Origin of the sequence: Nocardioides sp. Root190, from assembly GCF_001428565.1 — a bacterium.
In the GTDB taxonomy this organism is placed as follows: Bacteria; Actinomycetota; Actinomycetes; order Propionibacteriales; family Nocardioidaceae; genus Nocardioides.
Genome location: NZ_LMIA01000001.1, coordinates 101,427 through 119,714, shown reverse-complemented (window position 1 = coordinate 119,714; position 18,288 = coordinate 101,427). Strand labels below are relative to the sequence as shown.

The 18,288-nt window shown below is 70.3% G+C and carries 15 protein-coding genes; 5 read left to right on the top strand and 10 right to left on the bottom strand.

Going from position 1 to position 18,288, the window contains the following annotated elements; all coding sequences use genetic code 11:
- Window position 1: 1 nt before the first annotated feature.
- Window positions 2-937 carry a carbamate kinase gene (locus ASE01_RS00590; RefSeq protein ID WP_056747749.1) on the top strand — a complete coding sequence of 312 codons (936 nt, stop codon included), beginning with the start codon at window positions 2-4 and terminating at the stop codon, window positions 935-937.
- A 16-nt stretch (window positions 938-953) separates the two neighbouring features.
- Here ASE01_RS00590 and ASE01_RS00585 read toward each other — a convergent pair whose 3' ends face one another.
- The 8 genes from ASE01_RS00585 to ASE01_RS25120 form a co-directional block, all read right to left on the bottom strand.
- Window positions 954-1,445, bottom strand: a complete 492-nt coding sequence (locus ASE01_RS00585; protein ID WP_157537022.1) for an OsmC family protein — start codon at window positions 1,443-1,445, stop codon at window positions 954-956.
- A gap of 77 nt (window positions 1,446-1,522) precedes the next feature.
- On the bottom strand, window positions 1,523-2,077 hold the full coding sequence (locus ASE01_RS00580) for a flavodoxin family protein (protein ID WP_056747745.1): 555 nt from the start codon (window positions 2,075-2,077) through the stop codon (window positions 1,523-1,525).
- Window positions 2,074-2,919, bottom strand: a complete 846-nt coding sequence (locus ASE01_RS00575; RefSeq protein ID WP_056747742.1) for a universal stress protein — start codon at window positions 2,917-2,919, stop codon at window positions 2,074-2,076. Before ASE01_RS00575 ends, ASE01_RS00580 begins: the two co-directional genes overlap by 4 nt.
- Window positions 2,920-2,930: 11 nt before the next feature.
- Window positions 2,931-3,836: a universal stress protein gene (locus ASE01_RS00570; RefSeq protein WP_056747740.1), complete on the bottom strand. Its 906-nt coding sequence runs from the start codon at window positions 3,834-3,836 to the stop codon at window positions 2,931-2,933.
- A gap of 4 nt (window positions 3,837-3,840) precedes the next feature.
- Window positions 3,841-7,233 carry a thiol reductant ABC exporter subunit CydD gene (gene cydD / locus ASE01_RS00565; RefSeq protein ID WP_082605686.1) on the bottom strand — a complete coding sequence of 1,131 codons (3,393 nt, stop codon included), beginning with the start codon at window positions 7,231-7,233 and terminating at the stop codon, window positions 3,841-3,843.
- Window positions 7,233-8,255: a cytochrome d ubiquinol oxidase subunit II gene (cydB, locus tag ASE01_RS00560; protein ID WP_056747739.1), complete on the bottom strand. Its 1,023-nt coding sequence runs from the start codon at window positions 8,253-8,255 to the stop codon at window positions 7,233-7,235. Before cydB ends, cydD begins: the two co-directional genes overlap by 1 nt.
- Window positions 8,256-8,270: 15 nt before the next feature.
- A complete protein-coding gene (locus ASE01_RS00555) occupies window positions 8,271-9,701 on the bottom strand; it encodes a cytochrome ubiquinol oxidase subunit I (RefSeq protein WP_056747737.1) in 1,431 nt (476 codons plus the stop codon).
- A 156-nt stretch (window positions 9,702-9,857) separates the two neighbouring features.
- Entirely contained in the window at window positions 9,858-10,853 is a 996-nt protein-coding gene (locus ASE01_RS25120; RefSeq protein WP_414858521.1) for an Acg family FMN-binding oxidoreductase, read from the bottom strand.
- Between the two features lie 120 nt (window positions 10,854-10,973).
- Between ASE01_RS25120 and ASE01_RS25115 the strand changes: the two genes are divergently transcribed.
- Window positions 10,974-11,651: a response regulator gene (locus ASE01_RS25115; RefSeq protein ID WP_268788641.1), complete on the top strand. Its 678-nt coding sequence runs from the start codon at window positions 10,974-10,976 to the stop codon at window positions 11,649-11,651.
- A gap of 12 nt (window positions 11,652-11,663) precedes the next feature.
- On the opposite strand, the gene ASE01_RS00540 is transcribed toward ASE01_RS25115, so the two are convergent.
- Window positions 11,664-12,071, bottom strand: a complete 408-nt coding sequence (locus ASE01_RS00540; protein ID WP_082605683.1) for a pyridoxamine 5'-phosphate oxidase family protein — start codon at window positions 12,069-12,071, stop codon at window positions 11,664-11,666.
- A gap of 157 nt (window positions 12,072-12,228) precedes the next feature.
- Here ASE01_RS00540 and ASE01_RS00535 point away from each other — a divergent pair, with 157 nt between their 5' ends.
- From ASE01_RS00535 to ASE01_RS00525, 3 genes are all read left to right on the top strand, one after another.
- Window positions 12,229-13,950 carry a GAF domain-containing sensor histidine kinase gene (locus ASE01_RS00535; protein ID WP_056747731.1) on the top strand — a complete coding sequence of 574 codons (1,722 nt, stop codon included), beginning with the start codon at window positions 12,229-12,231 and terminating at the stop codon, window positions 13,948-13,950.
- 156 nt (window positions 13,951-14,106) lie between these two features.
- Window positions 14,107-14,559: a pyridoxamine 5'-phosphate oxidase family protein gene (locus ASE01_RS00530; RefSeq protein WP_056747729.1), complete on the top strand. Its 453-nt coding sequence runs from the start codon at window positions 14,107-14,109 to the stop codon at window positions 14,557-14,559.
- A complete protein-coding gene (locus ASE01_RS00525; RefSeq protein ID WP_157537021.1) occupies window positions 14,559-17,201 on the top strand; it encodes a bifunctional GNAT family N-acetyltransferase/acetate--CoA ligase family protein in 2,643 nt (880 codons plus the stop codon). Before ASE01_RS00530 ends, ASE01_RS00525 begins: the two co-directional genes overlap by 1 nt.
- 228 nt (window positions 17,202-17,429) lie before the next feature.
- Here ASE01_RS00525 and ASE01_RS00520 read toward each other — a convergent pair whose 3' ends face one another.
- The gene (locus ASE01_RS00520; protein ID WP_200958705.1) at window positions 17,430-18,269 is read right to left on the bottom strand and encodes an alpha/beta hydrolase; all 840 of its coding nucleotides are present in this window, start codon (window positions 18,267-18,269) and stop codon (window positions 17,430-17,432) included.
- Between the last annotated feature and the right edge of the window lie 19 nt (window positions 18,270-18,288).

The following is an 18,288-nucleotide window of genomic DNA, read 5'->3' as shown; positions in this document are numbered from 1 at the left end:
GGTGCGCATCGTCGCTGCCCTGGGAGGCAATGCACTGCTCCAGCGCGGGCAGAAGCCGGACGCCAGCGTCCAGGAGACGAACGTACGACGCGCGGTCGCGGCTCTTGCGCCCTTGGCGGCAGAGCACGAGCTCGTGGTGACGCACGGCAACGGCCCCCAGGTCGGGGTGCTGGCCCTGCAGAGTGCGTCCGATCCACACCTGAGCACGCCGTACCCCTTCGACGTGCTGGGCGCGCAGACCCAGGGCATGATCGGCTACTGGCTCCTGCAGGCGCTGGAGAACGCCGTTCAGGGCCGACAGGTGGCGGCGATCATCAACCAGACCCTCGTCGAGGCCGCTGACCCCGCCTTCGAGAACCCCACGAAGTTCGTCGGCGAGATGTACGGGCGCGAGGAGGCAGGACGACTCGCCGAGCAGCGGGGGTGGACCGTGCGACCCGACGGCGACGGGTGGCGTCGTGTGGTGGGCTCGCCCCGACCGCAGCGGGTCGTCGAGACGCCCCTGATCAGACGACTGCTCGAGAGCGGTGCGATCGTCGTGTGTGCCGGCGGCGGTGGCGTTCCGGTGATCCGCGACGGCGGCGGGGACCTGCGCGGGGTCGAGGCCGTCGTCGACAAGGACCTCACCAGTGCTGTGCTGGCCGAGGCGCTCGATGCCGACCTGCTACTCGTCCTGACCGATGTGCCTGCTGTCATGCGTGACTTCAACGAGCCGGGGCAGACCGAGATCCGGAACGAGACGCCGTCGGGTCTGCGCGCCCTGGACCTGCCGGCCGGGTCGATGGGCCCGAAGGTCGACGCTGCCTGTCGCTTCGTCGAGCTGACGGGCGGGACGGCAGCCATCGGTGCGCTGGATGACGTCGAGTCGATCCTCGCCGGTGTCGCCGGCACGATCGTGACGCCGTCCGGGACCTACGAACCGCGCCAGCACCCCTAGTGCGAGTGTTCCGGGTTCAGTCTTCCCCATCCTGCGAGAGACAGTGGACGTGACGCGTCGCAACGCGGGCGGAGAGCTCGCCGTGGACGTCACACACCGCCGCGAGTGTGTTGTAGACCGTGCCGAATTTGCGCAGGTTCCGATGCACCAGCTCGAGCCGATGCGGTGACTCGGCAGTGCTCAGGACGAGGGAATAACTGACATCGACGAAGCGAGGAGGACTGTCTTGTCGGCGAGCGATGACCTCCACCGTGGCGTCGTCGTAGTCGAAGCCGATGAGATCTCGGGTTCGGGCGAGGTTCTTGAGAAGGCACGCGGCGACGGCAGACGCGAGGAGCTCGGCCGGTCCGGGTTCGCCCGTGGGCGCCTGACCCCAGTCGACGTCGAGGGCGACCTCGCTGGAGCCGGCACGGACGGACGCCGAACCGTGGGCAGGGGCGTGGGCTCGTACTCGGTAGGTCAGAGGGGAACTGGACATGTCATCACGGTAGGACGCCGCCGCATCCACGGTCAGGTACGAGAGTCACCCGTTCGAAGGGGCTTCCGGCCCTGCCGGTCCCGTTGTCTCCGGCTCGCTCGAGGTGGTCACTGGGGCCCGGTTCGCTCGGCCATCTCGCCGCGACAGGCGGCGCCCATCATCTGGCCCCAGCGCTCTGCGCGCTCCTGCTCGCCCTTGCACAGCGGTCCCGGCGTGCCCTCGACGAGGAAGGCGACCGGTTTGCGCAGAAGGCGAAAGCCGCGCCGCCGCAGCAGGCGGGCTGCGGTGACACCGGCGGCTGAGGGGAGTCGTCGTACCCGAGCGACGCGGGTGTCGAAGACCACGAGGCGTTCCGTCCCGAAGCGCTTCGGCGTCGCGCCCGGGATCCAGTCGCGCATCCCCAGCTTCGCACGATTCTCGGGGGCTCCTTGGCGGACGGCGTCCTCGCGGGTCCGGGCCCTGCTCAGGGAGAAGGCATGGGTCGGCGCGCCCACGACGAGCAGATCGACGGCGAACGGCCCAGTCGATGCGAGCGACGTCACCGGGATCGCATGGGCCTCGAGTCCACCTCGCCGCAACCCGCGGGCGACCGCCTCCGCAACGCGGGCAGTGTTGTCGAACATGGACTCGTAGACGACGAGAGCTGAAGCCGGCTCCTTCATCTCGGCGTCCCTCCGACGGGCACGGGCACGACGGCAGCCGTGGTGTGGGCACGTTCGACCACCGCGACGGCGATCGAACCCGTCACCAGCCTGTTGACGGTGTCCGGCGGGTGGCGACCGACGACCACCAGGTCCCATGCCGAGGAACGGCCCCCCAGTACGTCGTCGACCAGGCCGTGCGTGACGCGCAGGGTCGTGGGGACGTCGGGATACTTCTCCCCGAATCCAGCGAGAGTCTCGGCGAGAAGGACATGTGCCTCGTCGCCTGCTCCCAGGTCGACGTCGTTCACCGACACGTTGCGTAGACCGGCCACGGCCGCGATCACGTCCCAGACGCAGTGCACGACCGTGAGCGGCAACTGGTTCAGGGAGGCGAAGGCAAAGGCGAACTCGATGATCGGGAGCGATTCGCGCGTTCCGTCCACGCCCACAAGAACGCCCAGTCCGGCATGGTCCTCGTGGGGACGGCACACGACGACGGGACAGGAAGCGAGCTTGCACACTGCGGCGCTGACGGAGCCCAGCACCAGGCTGCGTACGGCCCCTCGCCCCCGGGATCCCATCACCAGCAGGCGAGCCTCGGTCGAGAGGTCCACCAGTGCCGCGCGCGGATCATCTGCTGCGACCAGGCCGACCACATCGGTACCCGGGGTGACCAAGGAGGACGCGCGTTGTGCCGCCTCATGGTTGATCCGCTGAGCGTTGCCTTCGGCTGCGGTGAGGACGACGAGAGGGCGGTGCTCGAGGGAGGCCTGGGTCGCGGCCCAGCAGAGCGCCCGGTCAGCGTGCTTGGAGCCGTCGGCAGCGACGACGATGCTCCCGGAGGGAATGTGCTGTGCCACGACGCGAGCCCTCAGGTCCGGGGGTCGGCTTGGGGAACGACGATGACGTTCGTGTGGGCGCGCTCGACGACGGCCGTCGCCACGGCGCCGGTGACGAGGCGGAAGAGCGTGTCCACCGGGTGACGACCGACGACGATCAGGTCCCACGTCCCGCTCCGGTCCGACAAGCACTCTTCAGCGAGTCCGCGTGCCAGCACCAGATCGGTCTCGACCTCGGGGTACTTGGGGCGGAGGCCCGCCACGCTCTCGGACAGGAGGAGGCGGTGCTCCTCGAGGCCCGGCTCTCCCGCGGAGATCATGCCCGGGCCCCGGAAGCCGACGTGTTCGTCCAGGAGGGTGTGCATGACGGTCAGTGGGCGACCGAGCAGCGATGCCTGGGCAAAGGCGAGCTCGAGGACCGGGACTGACTCGGCGGTTCCGTCCGCCCCGACGAGGACGCCTGCGCCGTCGGCCGAGGCCCGACCGCGCGGGCGGCACACGACGACGGGACACTCCGCGTCACGGCTGACGGCGGCGCTCACCGATCCGAGCACCTTGCTGCGGAAGGCACCGCGGCCGCGTGATCCGAGCACCAGCATGTGAGTGTCGCGCGAGACGTCGGTCAGGACGACGCGCGGATCTCCGAGGATCGCCGTCGCCGTCACTTCGAGCGCCGGATACAGGTGAAGAGCGATGGCCAGCGCCTCGTCGGCCACCGCCTGCCCACGAGCCAGCAGCTCCTGGGGCTGGTAGACGTAGGCGGCGGCCATGCCGCCCCAGGCGATCGCCGGCACGTCGACAGCACCGGTTGCGGTCACGACCAACAGTGGACGGCGCTCGCGGTGGGCCTGCTCGGCGGCCCAGTGGACAGCGCGGTGGGAGTCGTCGGAGCCGTCGACTGCGACGACGATGCTGCTCGGATTGATGGTCTTCGTCATGTCCTCAGCCTCCGCTGCTGGTGGTGTCCGGGCCACGGGCCGAGGCCCTCGAAATCACGGGACCTTGGGCCCTCGCGACGCTCGCGACCTCCAGCGCGATCGTCCGGTCGACGAGGTCGAGGCCGGCCGTTCCGTGAGTGATCCAGATGACCGACCGACCCCGATCCGTTCCGAGGAGCTCGCGGGCGAGAGCGGTGGCCGTCGCATGGTCGAGGTGGGCGGTGGGCTCGTCGAGGACGAGGACGGGGTGGTCCGCCAACAGGGTGCGGGCGATGCCGAGGCGGGCGCGCTCCCCGCCCGAGACCGCGGAGTGTCCTGCGCCCAGCCAGGTGTGCAGACCGTCGGGCAGGGCGTCGAGCCAGGGCCCGAGGCGGGCGTCGCGCAGCGCGGCGTCGACCTCGGCGTCGCTCGCGTCGGGGCGGGCCAGCCGCACGTTCTCCGCCACGGTCGTGGCGAAGACGTGGGGGTGGTCGTCGACGAGGCCCACGATCCGACGTACGTCGTCCGGGCCGACATCTGGCAAGGACGCGCCCCCGATGCTGACCCTTCCCGAGCACGGGTCCAGGAAGCGCATCAGCACGGCAGCGAGGGTGCTCTTGCCCGAGCCTGATGGACCCACGACGGCAACGCGGTCGCCCTGCTCGATCAGCAGGCAGACCGGTGCTGTCGTCGGAGCGCGCAGGGACCATCGCGCCGAGACTTGGTCGAGCTCCACCCGGTGGCCGGACGGCGTCGCGCTGCCCGGCACGTCCGCGACTGCCGCGGGGATGCGCTCGAGCTCCATCAGGCGCCGGTCCGCTGCGGCGGCGCGCACCGCGACCACGCCGGCGTCGGCGCAGGGGAGGGCGACATCGGCCAGCGCGAGGGGGAGGAGGACGAGCAGCGCCATCACGGGGCCTGACAGGTCGCCTCGTTCGACGGGCCCCGCTGCCACGAGCGCGATGCCGGCCATGGCCCCGCCGCACACGACGAGGACGGTCGCGCGAGCCGCCGCGAGCCACCCGGCGGCGACCCGTGCCGCGGCGCCCATGCGCGCACTCGTCGCGGCGATGCGGTCGGCAGCCGGGATCGTCTGCTGCCACATGACCAGCTCGTCGGCGAGCTGGACCGCCTCGACGACGTCGATCGACAGGCTGGCCCGCAGACTGATCAAGTCATTCTCCGCCCTGCGGGCTCCGTGGCGAGCGAGGAGGTACGCCGCCCCACCGACGAGAGTCGCCGCCGCGACGAAGACAGAGCTCGGGGGGTGCAGGTACGCGGCAACGGCGGTGGCCAGCACGGCGACCATCGCGAGCTGGGCCAGCGGCATCCTGACCCGAAGCCTGCTGTCGATGACGCTGTCAACGTCGTCGACGATGGAGGAAAGCACGTCCCCCCGACGGCGGTCCAGGCCTCCTGGGACCAGCGGGACGAGGACGTCGTACACCTCGACCCGCCTCCGTGCCAGCAGCCGGAGCGCTGCGTCGTGGCCGAGCAGGCGCTCGACGTAGCGAAGGACCGGACGTGCCAGCCCGAAGGCACGGACACCCACGACAGCCACCAGGAGGGTGAGGACTGCGGGACGGGTAGAGGCCTGGACGATCAACCAGCCGGCGGTTGCGGTCAGGGCGACCCCGGAGGCGCTCGCCAGCGCTCCGACGACGGTCGCGCTGGCGAGCGCCCGGCCGGTGTGGCCGGGTCGGTCCTGCCCCATGGGGGCGACGATTGGATTGGCGTGGGCGACGGGCTCGCGTCCACGAGCAGGACCGTCGGGTCGCGTCGAGGTGGAGGTGGTCTCTGCGACGGGGGGCCGCAGCACGACGGTTCGGTCGGCGGCCTCCACCAGACGCGGGCTGTGCGCGACGACGACCACGCCCGAGCGACGCCCGAGCGCGACGACCGTGTCGGCGATGACTTGTTCGGTGAGGTCGTCGAGGTGGGCGGTCGGCTCGTCGAGCAGTACCCAGGGACGATCGGCCAGCACCACGCGCGCCAGTGCGAGTCGTGCGCGCTCGCCGGCGGACAGGGTCGCGCCGTCCTCGCCGAGTGGTGTGTCCAGTCCCGCAGGCAGGTCACGGACCCGCTCCTCCAGGGCCACCTCGCGCAGCGCCGCCCACAACTGGGCCTCCGCGGCTGCCGCGCGCGCGAGTCGGAGGTTGTCGGCGATGGTTCCTCCGACGAACTGCGGTTGCTGGGGAAGTCGTGCGACCTGTGACTGCCAGGAGACACCGCCGACCTGCTGACCACCGGAGCTGATCGAGCCGCTGCTGAGGGGTACAAGACCTGCGATGGCGGACAGCATGGTCGACTTCCCGCAGCCCGACGGCCCGGTGATCGCGGTGACGCCGCGAGCCGGGAGGACCACGTCGACCAGGTCCAGGGCCGGGACGGTGCGACCGGGATGGATCACGCGGACGCGGTCGAGAACCAGTGGTGCACCGACAGGGGCGGGGCGGTCGATGGCCTCGACCGGTCCGGCCGTCGTGAGCAGGTCGTGCGCGGCGGTGAAGGTAGCTGCTCCTTCGGCCGCGGCGTGGAACTCGGCGCCGACGCGGCGCAGGGGCCAGTAGGCCTCGGGAGCGAGCAGCAGCACGAGCAGTGCGGTGTGCAGGTCCAGGGAGCCACCGGCGAGGCGGACGCCCACGGTGACGGCGACCAGGGCGACGGAGAGGGTGGCGACGAGCTCGAGCACGGCGGAGGAGGCGAAGGCGATCCGGAGGGTGCGCATCGTCGCGCGACGGTAGTGGTCGGTGACCTCGGCGATGCGTGCTGACTGCGCACGTGCCCGACGGTGAGCCACCAGCGTCGGCAGCCCTCGTACGACGTCCAGGAAGTGGCCGGACAGGGCGGTCATCGCGCGCCACTGCTCCTCGGCGCGGTCCCGGGTGGCCAGACCCACGAGTGCCCCGAAGATCGGGACGAGCGGCAGCGTCGACACGACGATCGCTGCGCTGAGCAGGTCCTGCGTCGCGATCGCGACCACGGTGAGGGGTGGTAGGAGGACCGCCAGCACCAGCGCCGGGAGGTAGCGGGTCAGGTAGGGCTCGGCGGCCGTGACCCCGCGAGTCGCGAGCACTGCCGCGTCGCTCGCCGTGGTGGTCGAGACGGCCGTGGCCCGTTGCTCGGTCGCTGCACGGACCAGGCGATGACGCAGCACCGTGCCCACGTTCGCGGCGGCCCTGGTGGCAGAGAGGTCCCCTGCCGCACTTGTGAGGCCGCGCAGGGCGAGCACGCCGACCACCGCGGTCACCCACGGGAGGAGTGCATTGCCGCGGAGGACGGCAACCACGAGTCCGGTGACGGTCCACGCCTGGGCGAGGACGAGGAGTCCGCTGAGTCCGCCGGCGACGAGGACGCCCAGCAGACTGGTGCGCGCGGGGCGCAGCATGCTGCGCAGACGGGGGTCGCCGGGTCTCATCACGCGCTCGTGTCCACCGGAGCAGGGGCGAGCGGGATGTGGTGGACGGCGATGCGCTTGCGGAACACCCAGTAGGTCCACCCCTGGTAGGCGAGCACTAGAGGCGTGAAGAGGGCAGCGACCACCGTCATGATCCGCAACGTGTAGGAGGTGGCCGCTGCGTTGGTCGTCGTCAGGCTGGTGCCGTCGACCAGCGTGGTCGGCATGACGTCCGGGAAGAGCGCGAGGAACAGGCCGGCGACGGCGAGCGCGATGGTCGCGAAGGTGCCGGCGAAGGCCCAGCCCTCCCTCCCGGCCCAGGCTGCGGCACCGGCACCGAGGAGGGCCGCCGCGGCGACGGTGAAGCTGACGGCCGAGGCGACCGTCCCGCTCTGCTCCTGGGTCCAGGCGAGGAAGGCGACCGCGATGACCGCGGTGACGGCGGCGGTGGGTACGGCGAGCCTGCGGGCCCGGTGGCGGATCTCGCCGTCGGTCTTCAGCGCGATGAAGAGGGCGCCGTGGGTGAGGAACAGGCCGAGCGTGGTGAATCCGCCGAGCAGCGCGTACGGGTTGAGCAGGTTGAAGAAGCCGCCGACGTACTCGAGGTCGTGGTCGATCGGGACGCCCCGCAGGATGTTCGCGAAGGCGACACCCCACAGCACAGAGGGCAGGAGGGACCCGATGATGATCGACAGGTCCCAGCGGGCCCGCCAGCGTGCGTCGTCGCGCTTCGCGCGGTACTCGAAGGCGAGGCCGCGCACGATGAGGGCGACCAGGATGATCAGCAGGGGCAGGTAGAACCCGCTGAAGAGCGTGGCGTACCACTCGGGGAATGCGGCGAACGTGGCGCCGCCCGCGACGAGCAACCAGACCTCGTTGCCGTCCCAGACGGGACCGATCGTGTTGATCATGACGCGACGCTCGGTGTCGTTGCGGGCCAGGACGGGCAGCAGCATGCCGACCCCGAAGTCGAAGCCCTCCAGGGCGAAGTAGCCGATCCACAGGACGGCGATCAGGATGAACCAGACGGTGGTGAGCTCCATGGTGGAAGTCCTCGGTCAGTAGGCGAAGGCGAGCGGGCGGTCGTCGCCCGAGGTGGGATCGTCCGCGGGCAGCTCGTCCGCGCCGCGTCGGATCCAGGTCAGGAGGAGGCGGACCTCGACGACGGCGAGGACGCCGTACACGGCGCTCAGGGTGAGCAGTGAGATCCACGCCTCGGTCGTCGTCAAACCCGGCGAGACCGAGTGCTCGGTCGTCATCAGGCCGAACACCGCCCACGGCTGGCGCCCCATCTCCGTGAAGATCCAGCCGAAGGAGTTGGCGAGGAGCGGGAGGAAGGGCAGCGCGATCGCCGCCGCCAGGACTGAGCGGCCGCCCGAGGTGCTGCCGCGGCGGGTCGCCCAGAGGATCCACGCTGCGACGGCGGCGCCGGCCATGCCGAGCCCCATCATCAGGCGGAAGGTCCAGTAGGTCAGTGGGATGACGGGGGTGTAGTCGCCGGGGGAGTAGTACGCCGCACCCGGGTCGGCGCCGTACGTCTCGCGGTACTGCTCGCGCAGGTCGTTGATCCCCTGGACCTCACCCCCCGGTGTGCCGGTCGCGAGGTAGGAGAGCATCCCCGGGACCTTGAAGGAGAAGGTCTCCTGCTCGCCGTCGAGGGTGCCGAGCTGGAAGAGGGAGAAGTCGGCGGGCTTCTCGGTCTCGTAGAGGCCTTCGGCCGCGGCCATCTTCATCGGCTGGACCTCGGTCATGATCTTGCCCTGCACGTCACCGGTGATGACGACGCCGAGAGCCGCGACGAGGACGATCCAGGCGCCGCTGCGCACCGCTGGGCCGAACAGCGCTTCGTCGCGCTCGGCGCGGCTGCGTCGCAGGTGCCACAGGGCGATGCCGACGACGAAGGCGGCTCCTGTCATGTAGGCGGAGAGGATGACGTGGGGAAAGGTCGCCAGCTGCACCTTGTTGAGCATCACCGCGGCGAAGTCGTTCATCTCCGCCCGTCCGGTGTCGGGGTTGTAGGCGAAGCCGACCGGGTTCTGCATCCAGGAGTTCGCGGCGAGGATGAAGTAGGCCGAGAAGAGGGTGCCGAGGTGGACGAGCACCATGCACGCGGCGTGGAGCCTGCCGGAAAGCCGGTCCCAGCCGAAGATCCACAGCCCCAGGAAGGTCGACTCGAGGAAGAAGGCGAGCAGTCCCTCGATGGCCAGGGGTGCGCCGAAGACGTCCCCGACGAACCGTGAGTAGTCGCTCCAGTTCATGCCGAACTGGAACTCCTGCACGATGCCGGTCACCACGCCGATTGCGAAGTTGATGAGGAAGAGCTTTCCGAAGAACTTGGTGAGGCGGAGCCAGCGCTCGTCGCGGGTGCGGAGCCAGGTGATCTCGTAGCCGGCGATGATGGCCGAGAGGCCGATCGTGATGGGGACGAAGAGGAAGTGGTAGACGGTCGTGATGGCGAACTGCCACCGCGCGATGTCGGTCGGGTCCACGAGGGCGCTCCTGGCGTCGTGAGGGGCTTGACGTGACCACGCTAGGAATCCGGGTACCTCCCGGCCCATGGCCAGACTGCCCGGACCATCGGGACCTTCGGCCCCCGAAACGGACGCAAGGCATGCACGGGGCCTGCCACTGCGTCCGTACGCGCCTCAGTCGGAACGGGCGTCGAGCACTTCTTCGACAGGACGACGGGGCGTGCGCGGCAGCTCTCGGCGTCCGATTGCCTGGAGCCCGATCTGGAGGAGGATGTGGGGCTGGAACGCGTTGCCGAGGACCGACTTCGCGATCTCCCGCCGAATGCTCTCCACCTCGATGGGCTGGCTCATCGGCACGACGGACAACCCTCCTCGGGCAGCTTCCAGCCAGACTGCGCTGAGCGCCTGCCCGGCGCGGAGCCAACTGGTCCGGTCATCGGTCGCTGCACCGATGGCGATCACCCGGTCGCCGCCGTGGATGACCAGGCGTGTGTCCTCGAGCAGACCCGGACGAAAGCGGGTTCGTGCCTGCAAGGGGTTCGGCGCGTCGGGCAGATGGTCCAGCGGAATGCCGTCGACCGGACCGTGGTCGATCCATCCGTCCTGTTCGACGCGGCGCTCCGCCTCGAGGTCCAGGAAGGTCAGCGCACGGTTGGCGAGCAGCTCGAGGCGGATGCGGTCGCGGTCGCTGAGAACCGCGGCGGCCCTCACGCCCCAGGGTTCGGCGACCTGACAGAGCTGCAGCATCCGGTGATCGGGCACCGGCCAGGCGGTGAATCGGCGCCGGTCGGTGCAACGAGACCGGATGAGCTCGATGTCCTCGCCGACGACCGGTCGTCCCGGCACACGGTGGATCCGGATCCGGGCGAGCTCGCCGTCGGGGGCGTGATCAGGGGCAAGGGTGACGAAGGCATCGCACGCCAGCGCGCGCGCCGCGAACTGCAGGTGGTGCAGCGCGGCGCCGCAGCTGATCGTCAGGTTGCGACCGCTGGGATCGGAGCTGGTCAGTCGACGGTCCTCGTCGGCAAGGAGTGTCAGGACGAGGCCGTCGTACCTCCACCGCCAGGGTTGGGTGTTGTGCACGCTGGGAGCCAGGCAAGCGAACTGCACCAGACGCCGGACGAGCACCGCCGGTGCCGCGTCCGTCCTGGGTTGGGACGTTGTCGTCATGGGTGGTCCTCCGCTCCTGTGCCTCCGACGAGTCTCGGCGCCGTTCCCTCGTGTGCGGCAGGGCCGAAAGTCCTCTCCGATCGGGCAGTGTGGGCCGCGCTGTCGGGCTACGGTGGGCGGGTGAGTGAGCACTCGACCGACGGTGATCGTCAGCCTGTCCGCGTCTACCTTCTCGACGACCACGAGATGATCCGACGCGGGATCCGCGACCTCCTCGAGAGCGAGGGCGACATCGTCGTGGTGGGCGAGTCCGACTCGGCGCAGGAGGCCACGCGACGCATCCCCGCGCTCCGCCCCGATGTCGCGATCCTCGACGGTCGGCTGCCGGACGGGTCGGGAATCGACGTGTGCCGCGACATCCGGTCCCAGGATCCGTCGATCAAGGCGCTCATCCTGACGTCGTACGACGACGACGACGCGCTGTTCTCGGCCATCATGGCCGGAGCGTCCGGTTACGTGCTCAAGCAGGTGCGCGGCAACGACCTGCTCGACATCGTGCGGCGCGTCGCAGCGGGTCAGTCGACCCTCGACCCGTCGGTCACGGCGCAGGTTCTGGAGAGGATCCGGTCCGGGCCGAAGGTCGACAAGGAACTGGAGTCCCTGACCGACCAGGAGTTGCGGGTCCTCGACCTGATCGGGAAGGGGCTCACGAACCGGCAGATCGCCCGGGAGATCCACCTGGCCGAGAAGACGGTCAAGAACTACGTCTCGTCGCTGCTCGCCAAGCTCGGGATGTCGAGCCGGACGCAGGCGGCGATCTACTCGGTCAAGCACACGCCTCCGGTCGCTCCCGACTGACGGACCCAGCCGTCAGTCCTTGTCAGGCTGCAGGATCCGGCGCCCGCTGATCGACTGGACCTCGATGCGCATCCCCAGGATCCTCGGGCCGGTGACCCACGGGCCCGGAGTGTCGGGTGATCTGTGCAGGCGGGTACACCTGCCTCGCGCGAGGACGCTCCAACCGGAGTGGTGCTCATCGTCGATGAGGTCGACCTCGAAGGCCACCTGACGATCGGCGCTGTCGCGCGCCATCATCGAGTACGGCGTGGTGCGCAGGACGATCGCATTGTCGGCGACCTCGAAGTTGACCGGGATCACGGACACTCCTTGGAGCCCGAACCAAGCGATGCGCCCGACGGGACGTGACTGGAGCAGCTCCCAGCACTCGATGTCGTTGAGCACCACGAGTCTGCCGGGATGAACGTCTTGTGTGGGCATGGGACTCCGCCTCCTTGGTTGGGCAACGAGTCCAGTCTGGTCACCCTGGAGCTGTCGCTGCAGGGTCGAGCGGTCCTCGTCGAGCGGGCCTTTCGGCCCCTCTGGACTGCGCTCGACTGTTAGCGTTCAGCACGTTGGGGAGAGGGGCGTGAGCGCAATGGGCGCAGCCGACGACGATCACGTGATCCGCACTCGAACACCTGGTCTCGACGGCGTCGAGTTCGAGGACCTGGTCCATGCGGTCCTGGACCGGATGCACGGGGCGCTGGACCAGCAGGCGCGGCTGCAGCTCCTCCTGGATGCCGTGGTCACCATCTCGGCCGACCTCAGCCTCGACGGCGTGCTCGCTCGGATCGTCGCGATCGCGAGTCGCCTGGTCGATGCGGAGTACGCGGCACTCGGCGTGCTCAGCGCGGGCAGGCGACGTCGTCTGCGGACCTTCGTCCACCATGGCATCTCGGACGACATCGCGGCTGAGATCGGTGACCTGCCAACGGGCCACGGCCTGCTGGGGCTGATCATCGACCGTCCCGAGCCGCTTCGTCTGCACGACATCGCCGAGCATGCCGCCTCGTACGGATTCCCCGCCAATCATCCGCCGATGAGCTCGTTCCTGGGCGTTCCGGTCAGGATCAGGGATCGTGTCTTCGGCAACCTCTACCTGACCGAGAAGGTCGGTGGTGGAGATTTCACGGTCGAGGACGAGGAAGTGGTCGTGGCCCTCGCGGCCGCGGCTGGTGTGGCCATCGAGAACGCGCGACTGTACGAAGAGACGACGGCCCGCGAGGCCTGGGCCCGAGCCTCTGCTGAGATCGGCTCGGCTCTGGGGACGCACAAGTCGACGCAGGAGTCCTATGCCGCTGTCGCCGAAGGAGCGCGACGCGTGTGCTCTGCCGACGCGGCGTGGATCCTCGTCGGTGAACCCGATGCCGACGACCTGCAGGTCGTCGCCCTCGCGGGTCGGCCCTGGACCGAGGACACGGTTGAGGCGCTGACCTCCGACGATGCATCCCGCGGCGCGCTCGAGAAGGGCGAGCCATGTGCGGTGGAGGACCTTCACGGTTCCCGGACGGTCGTCGACGCGGCCCCGGGCCTCGCCGAGATCGGACCCGTGCTCGCGGTGCCGTTCACGCCCACGGGGCACTCCAGGGGAACGTTGTCGCTGGCCTGGACCAGCGACAACGAGGACCGCTACTACACGTTGGACGCGCAGCTCGTGGCGTCGTACGCCGAGCAGGCATCCCTCGCCATGCAGCTCACCGAGGCAAGGGAGGACCAGCGCAGGCTTGCCGTCTTCGAGGACCGTGACCGGATCGGTCGCGACCTGCACGACCTCGTCATCCAACGGCTCTTCGCCGTCGGCCTCGGCCTCCAGGGAGCGACGCGCATGGTGGACCGACCCGAGGTCGTTGCCCGTCTCGACCAGGCGGTCGATGACCTCGACGCGACGATCAAGGACATCCGGCGCGCCATCTTCGGACTGAGCTCGCTCGAGACCGCCGGTGACGTCCAGGCCGAGGTGACGCGTCTCGTCGAGCGCGCGGCGGCGACGCTCAAGTTCCGGCCGGTCCTACGTTTCGAGGGACCGGTGCGGACCTTGGTGGACCCGGGACTGGCACCGGACCTGCTCGCTGTCCTCGCCGAGGGGCTGTCCAACGCCAGCCGCCACGCCGAGGCCACCGCCATCGAGGTGGTCCTCGAGGCAGGGGAGGTCATCGTCCTGACCGTGCGCGACGATGGTCGCGGGATCACCGGTGAGGGCGCGGAGAGCGGGCTGGCGAACATCAGGACGCGAGCCGAGCGACGCGGCGGGTCGCTGACCATCAGGACCCAGCAGGGTGAGGGCACCACCATCGTCTGGTCCGTTCCCCGGAGCTGAGGACGTCGGTCTCCGGAGCGGGGGACCTTCGACCCTGTGGTCGAGCGTGCCGGCCGTCGATGATCGAGAGGTGACCGCGAACTCCTCTGCTCATGCACCTGGCGTCCCCGCCCCCTCGGCGATGCCTGACAGCGGACCAGGACCGTGGCGCGGCGGGTGCGGCTCGTGAGCGCCGTCGCCGACCTCGACCAGGAGGAGTGCCTGACCCTGCTCCGCGCCGGGGTGTTCGGCCGACTGGTCCTCGACGTCGGCGCGGACCGGATCGAAGTGCTGCCGGTCAACTACGTGACTGTCGAAGGTTCGGTCCTGGTGCGGACGGCTCCCGGCTCCCTGATCGACCGGTGTGCCGACGGGGCGCGCGTGCTCCTCGAGGTCGATCACGTCAATCACGAGCGCCACCATGGTTGGTCGGTGGTGGCGCGGGGGACCGGCGAGCGGGTGACCCCGGAGGAGCTCACCGAGGCGGAGAGGCACACGCCCGGCCCACCGCGCTGGGCACGCATCCAGGACGCGACCTGGTTCCGTCTCCGGTGGGACGAGATCACAGGTCGTCGGATCGGCACCGGCTGGAGCTGCACCGACGAGCTGCCCGTGCGGAGGGTGTGGTGATGACGACTGCCGACGTGCTCCTCGCGGACGGCGCCGTGGCCACCATCCGTACGATCCGGCCCGGGGACGGCGCCGCGCTGGACGACCTTCACCAGCGGGCGTCGCGGACCTCGCTCTGGCTCCGGTTCTTCACCGGAGGCAGCGTGCCCGCCCATGCCTACGTGGAGCACGTCCTCTCCTCATCGAGCACCATCGCACGCGTCGCCTGGTCGGGAGATCGGGCCATCGGCCTGGCGACGGCAGAACCCGTCGACGGCACTTCCGCCGAGGTTGCGTTCCTCGTCGATGACGAGCTGCGCGGCCATGGGCTCGGCACCCTGCTGCTGGAGCATCTCGCCGCCGCGGCACGGGACCGTGGGATCCACCGATTCACCGCACTCGTCCTTGCCGAGAACGCGCGCATGCTCGAGGTCTTCGCCGACGCGGGGTTCCACACCACCACGCACCGCGACGGCGGCGAGGTCGAGCTGCGGCTGGACATCACCGTCACGGCGGTGGCGCAGACGGCTGCTGACCGTCGCGAGTTCTCCTCCGAGGCACGATCCTTGCGGCCCTTGCTGACGCCACGATCGGTTGCGCTGTACGGCGTACGGCGCGACGGATCGGGACTGGGAGCAGCGATCCTGGCCGCCATCGTGCGAGGCGGATTCGCCGGGTCGCTCGTGGTGGTTCATCCCAGAGGTGAACCTGTCGGTGGGGTGCCGACGCGAGCCTCCCTGGCTGGTGCGCCGCTCTGCGACCTGGCTGTCATCGCTGTGCCGGCGTCCGGTGTGCTGCACGCGCTGGACGACGCCACCGCTCACGGCGTCGGCGCGGCGGTGGTGATCGCTTCGGGCTTCGGAGAGATGGGCGAGGAGGGCACGCGGCTGCAGGCAGAGCTCGGCGCGTTGGCCCGGCGCCGCGGCGTCCGTCTCGTCGGGCCCAACTGCCTGGGCGTGCTCTGCAACGACCCGGATGTCCGGTTGAACGCGACCTTCGGGCTCGGCGCGATCCCGTCCGGGGGCCTTGCGGTCGCAAGCCAGTCCGGCGGAGTCGGCATCGCGTTGATGGAGCTCCTCGCCAAGGCGGAGGTGGGCGTTCGCTCGTTCGTCTCCTTGGGCAACAAGGTCGACGTCTCGGGCAACGACCTGCTCGCTGCGTGGTACGACGACCCGGACGTCACCTGCGCGGCGCTCTACCTGGAGTCCTTCGGGAATGCCCGGAAATTCGCGCGCTTCGCCCGCGCCTTCGCGGAACGCAAGCCCCTTGTTGCGGTGGTCGGTGGCCGGTCGACGAGCGGTCGACGCGCTGGTCAGTCCCACACGGCCGCGGCGGCCTCGCCCGATGCCGGCGTCCGGGCCCTGTTCGCGCAGTCGGGGGTCATCGACTGCCATGACGCCGAGAGCCTGGCCGAGACGGTGACCGTCCTGACCAGTGAGCCGCTGCCCGCAGGTCCGCGGCTCGCCGTCATCAGCAACGCCGGCGGGCTCGGCATCCTGGCCGCGGACGCCGCCGAAGAGGCTGGCCTGGTCGTGACCGAGCTGTCCCCACAGCTGCAGTCACAGGTCCAGATAGTGGTGGCGAACACTTCGGGCGCGACCAATCCGGTCGACGTCGGAGCGGGCGCTGACGCCGAGCAGCTCGGTGCGGTGGTTGAGAGGGTCCTCTCCTCAGGAGAGGTCGACTCGGTCGTGGTCGTGCTGGTGGCGACCGACACCAACGATGTCGACGCAGCGCATGCGGTGCTGTCCGACGTCCGTGCGCGGCACGCCGACCGTCCACTCCTCGTCGTGCTCGTGGGCGGCAGTGCTGCTGCGCCTCCCGGCGTCACGACGATGCCCTCCGCGAGGGCTGCCGTGGACGCCTTGGGCAGAGTTGCCCGCTACGTCCAGTGGCGGCGTGTGCCGGTGGGTCTCGCTCCTGCCCCCGACGCCCGGCGCGCCCTCAGCGCCCGGGCGGATGCGCGCTCGTTGGTGGAGGCCGGCACCGCCGACGGGTGGGCGTCACCTGAGCAGGCGTCCTCGCTGCTCCAGCGATACGGGTTGGGCCTGATCGGCGTGGTCGTCGGTGGTGAGGATGCTCCGCGTGCCGCTGCCGGCCTGGGCTTCCCAGTCGCGGTCAAGGTCGTGTCAGCCGACGTCGTGCACCGGACCGAGCGGCGGTTGGTCGCGACGGGCCTTGTCAGCGGCTCCCAGGTCGCCGACGCGGTCGCTCGCTTCGCCGCCGAGGGCGCCGCGGGCCGGGTCGTCGTGCAGCCGATGGTCCGCGGCACCGAGGTCGCCCTCGGGCTCGTGCGCGACCCCTCGCTCGGCCCACTGGTGATGATCGCGCCCGGCGGGATCACGACCGAGCTGGCGACCGACCGAGTGCTCCTCGTTCCCCCCTTCAGCGCGGACGAGGTGATGCGGGCGCTGAGGAGCATGACGACATGGCCCCTGCTCGACGGGTTCCGGGGTGCGGCCCCGTTGGCGACCGAGGACCTGGCCGAAACCGTCACGCGGATCGGGCAGCTCGCGATCGACGTGCCGGAGTTGGTGGAGCTCGACCTCAATCCGGTGATCGTGACTCCCGACGGTGTCCATCTCGTCGACGTGAAGGCGCGTTTCCACAGCGCTCTCGCGGGAGGCGAGGCTCGACAGCTTCGCCCGCTGTCGGTGACATGAGATGGGTACAGGGGTATCCGGTTCGGACGGGTAGAACGCTTTGGGCGTTCTGGCGCCTGACGGCGTGGACTGGCCACTCGCGGTGGCCAACTGGAACTTCCTCATTCACCAGTACGACGAGATCAGCCGATCGATCACCTGGCAGACGTAGAGGCGCGCCGGGCGCAGGCGGCCGAGTCCGACGGATCTGCACCACCGCAGCGCGACTGACGCGCCGGTTGGGAACCCTCACCCGGACAGCCGCTCTCGCACCTGCGCCGCGACCATCGCCATCGTCCGACGAGCCCGGTCCGGGTCCTCGGTGAGGAAGTAGTGGTCGACTCCAGGCGTGACGTCGTGGATAACCTCGACGCCGGCGTCACGCAGACGCTCGGCGTACCGGTCGCCGTCGCGTCGCAACGTGTCGCGCTCCGCGGTGAGCACGATCGCCGGCGGCAGGCCGGTCAGGTCCTCGGCGAGCACGGGGGAGGCGTAGGGCTCGTGCCGGCTGGCGGGGTCAGGGAAGTAGACCCGGCGTACCAGTCCCCGCAGCGACGCGGAGATCATTCCGGGGCCCGGTGGCAGGTCGGAGGCGAGGTCGAGGGCGGGTACGCCGAGCACCTGGAGTCGTGGGGTGAAGGAGCCGAGATCGCGTGCCTGCAGCGCCACGGACGCGGCGAGTCCGCCGCCGCTGGAGAATCCGCCGACGGCCACCGGTGCGCCCTGCTCGGCCACGGCCGCGGCGACGTCGTGGCACTGGTGCTGGGCGACGGGATAGGCGACGAAGGGGCCGGCGCGGAAGTCGACGTTGACCACCCGCACCCCCGCCTCCGCGGCCAGGTAGCGACACCACCAGTCGTCCATCTGGGGGTAGCGCATCAGCCAGGCGCCGCCATGGAAGTGCACGAGCGCGGGCGTCCCTGGATCGCCGTACTCCAGGGTCGAGACCCGGCCGTGGCGGGTCGCGTAGCGGCGGCGCGTGGGCCGGGGCAGGTCTCGGCCTGCGAAGCGCAGCTCCCGGCCGTAGCGCACCGTGAAGCGGGCGCTGGCGTGCAGGGTGGCGGCGCGGAGCCGGTCGGAGGGGCGCACGCCGGTGATTCGTTCCCCG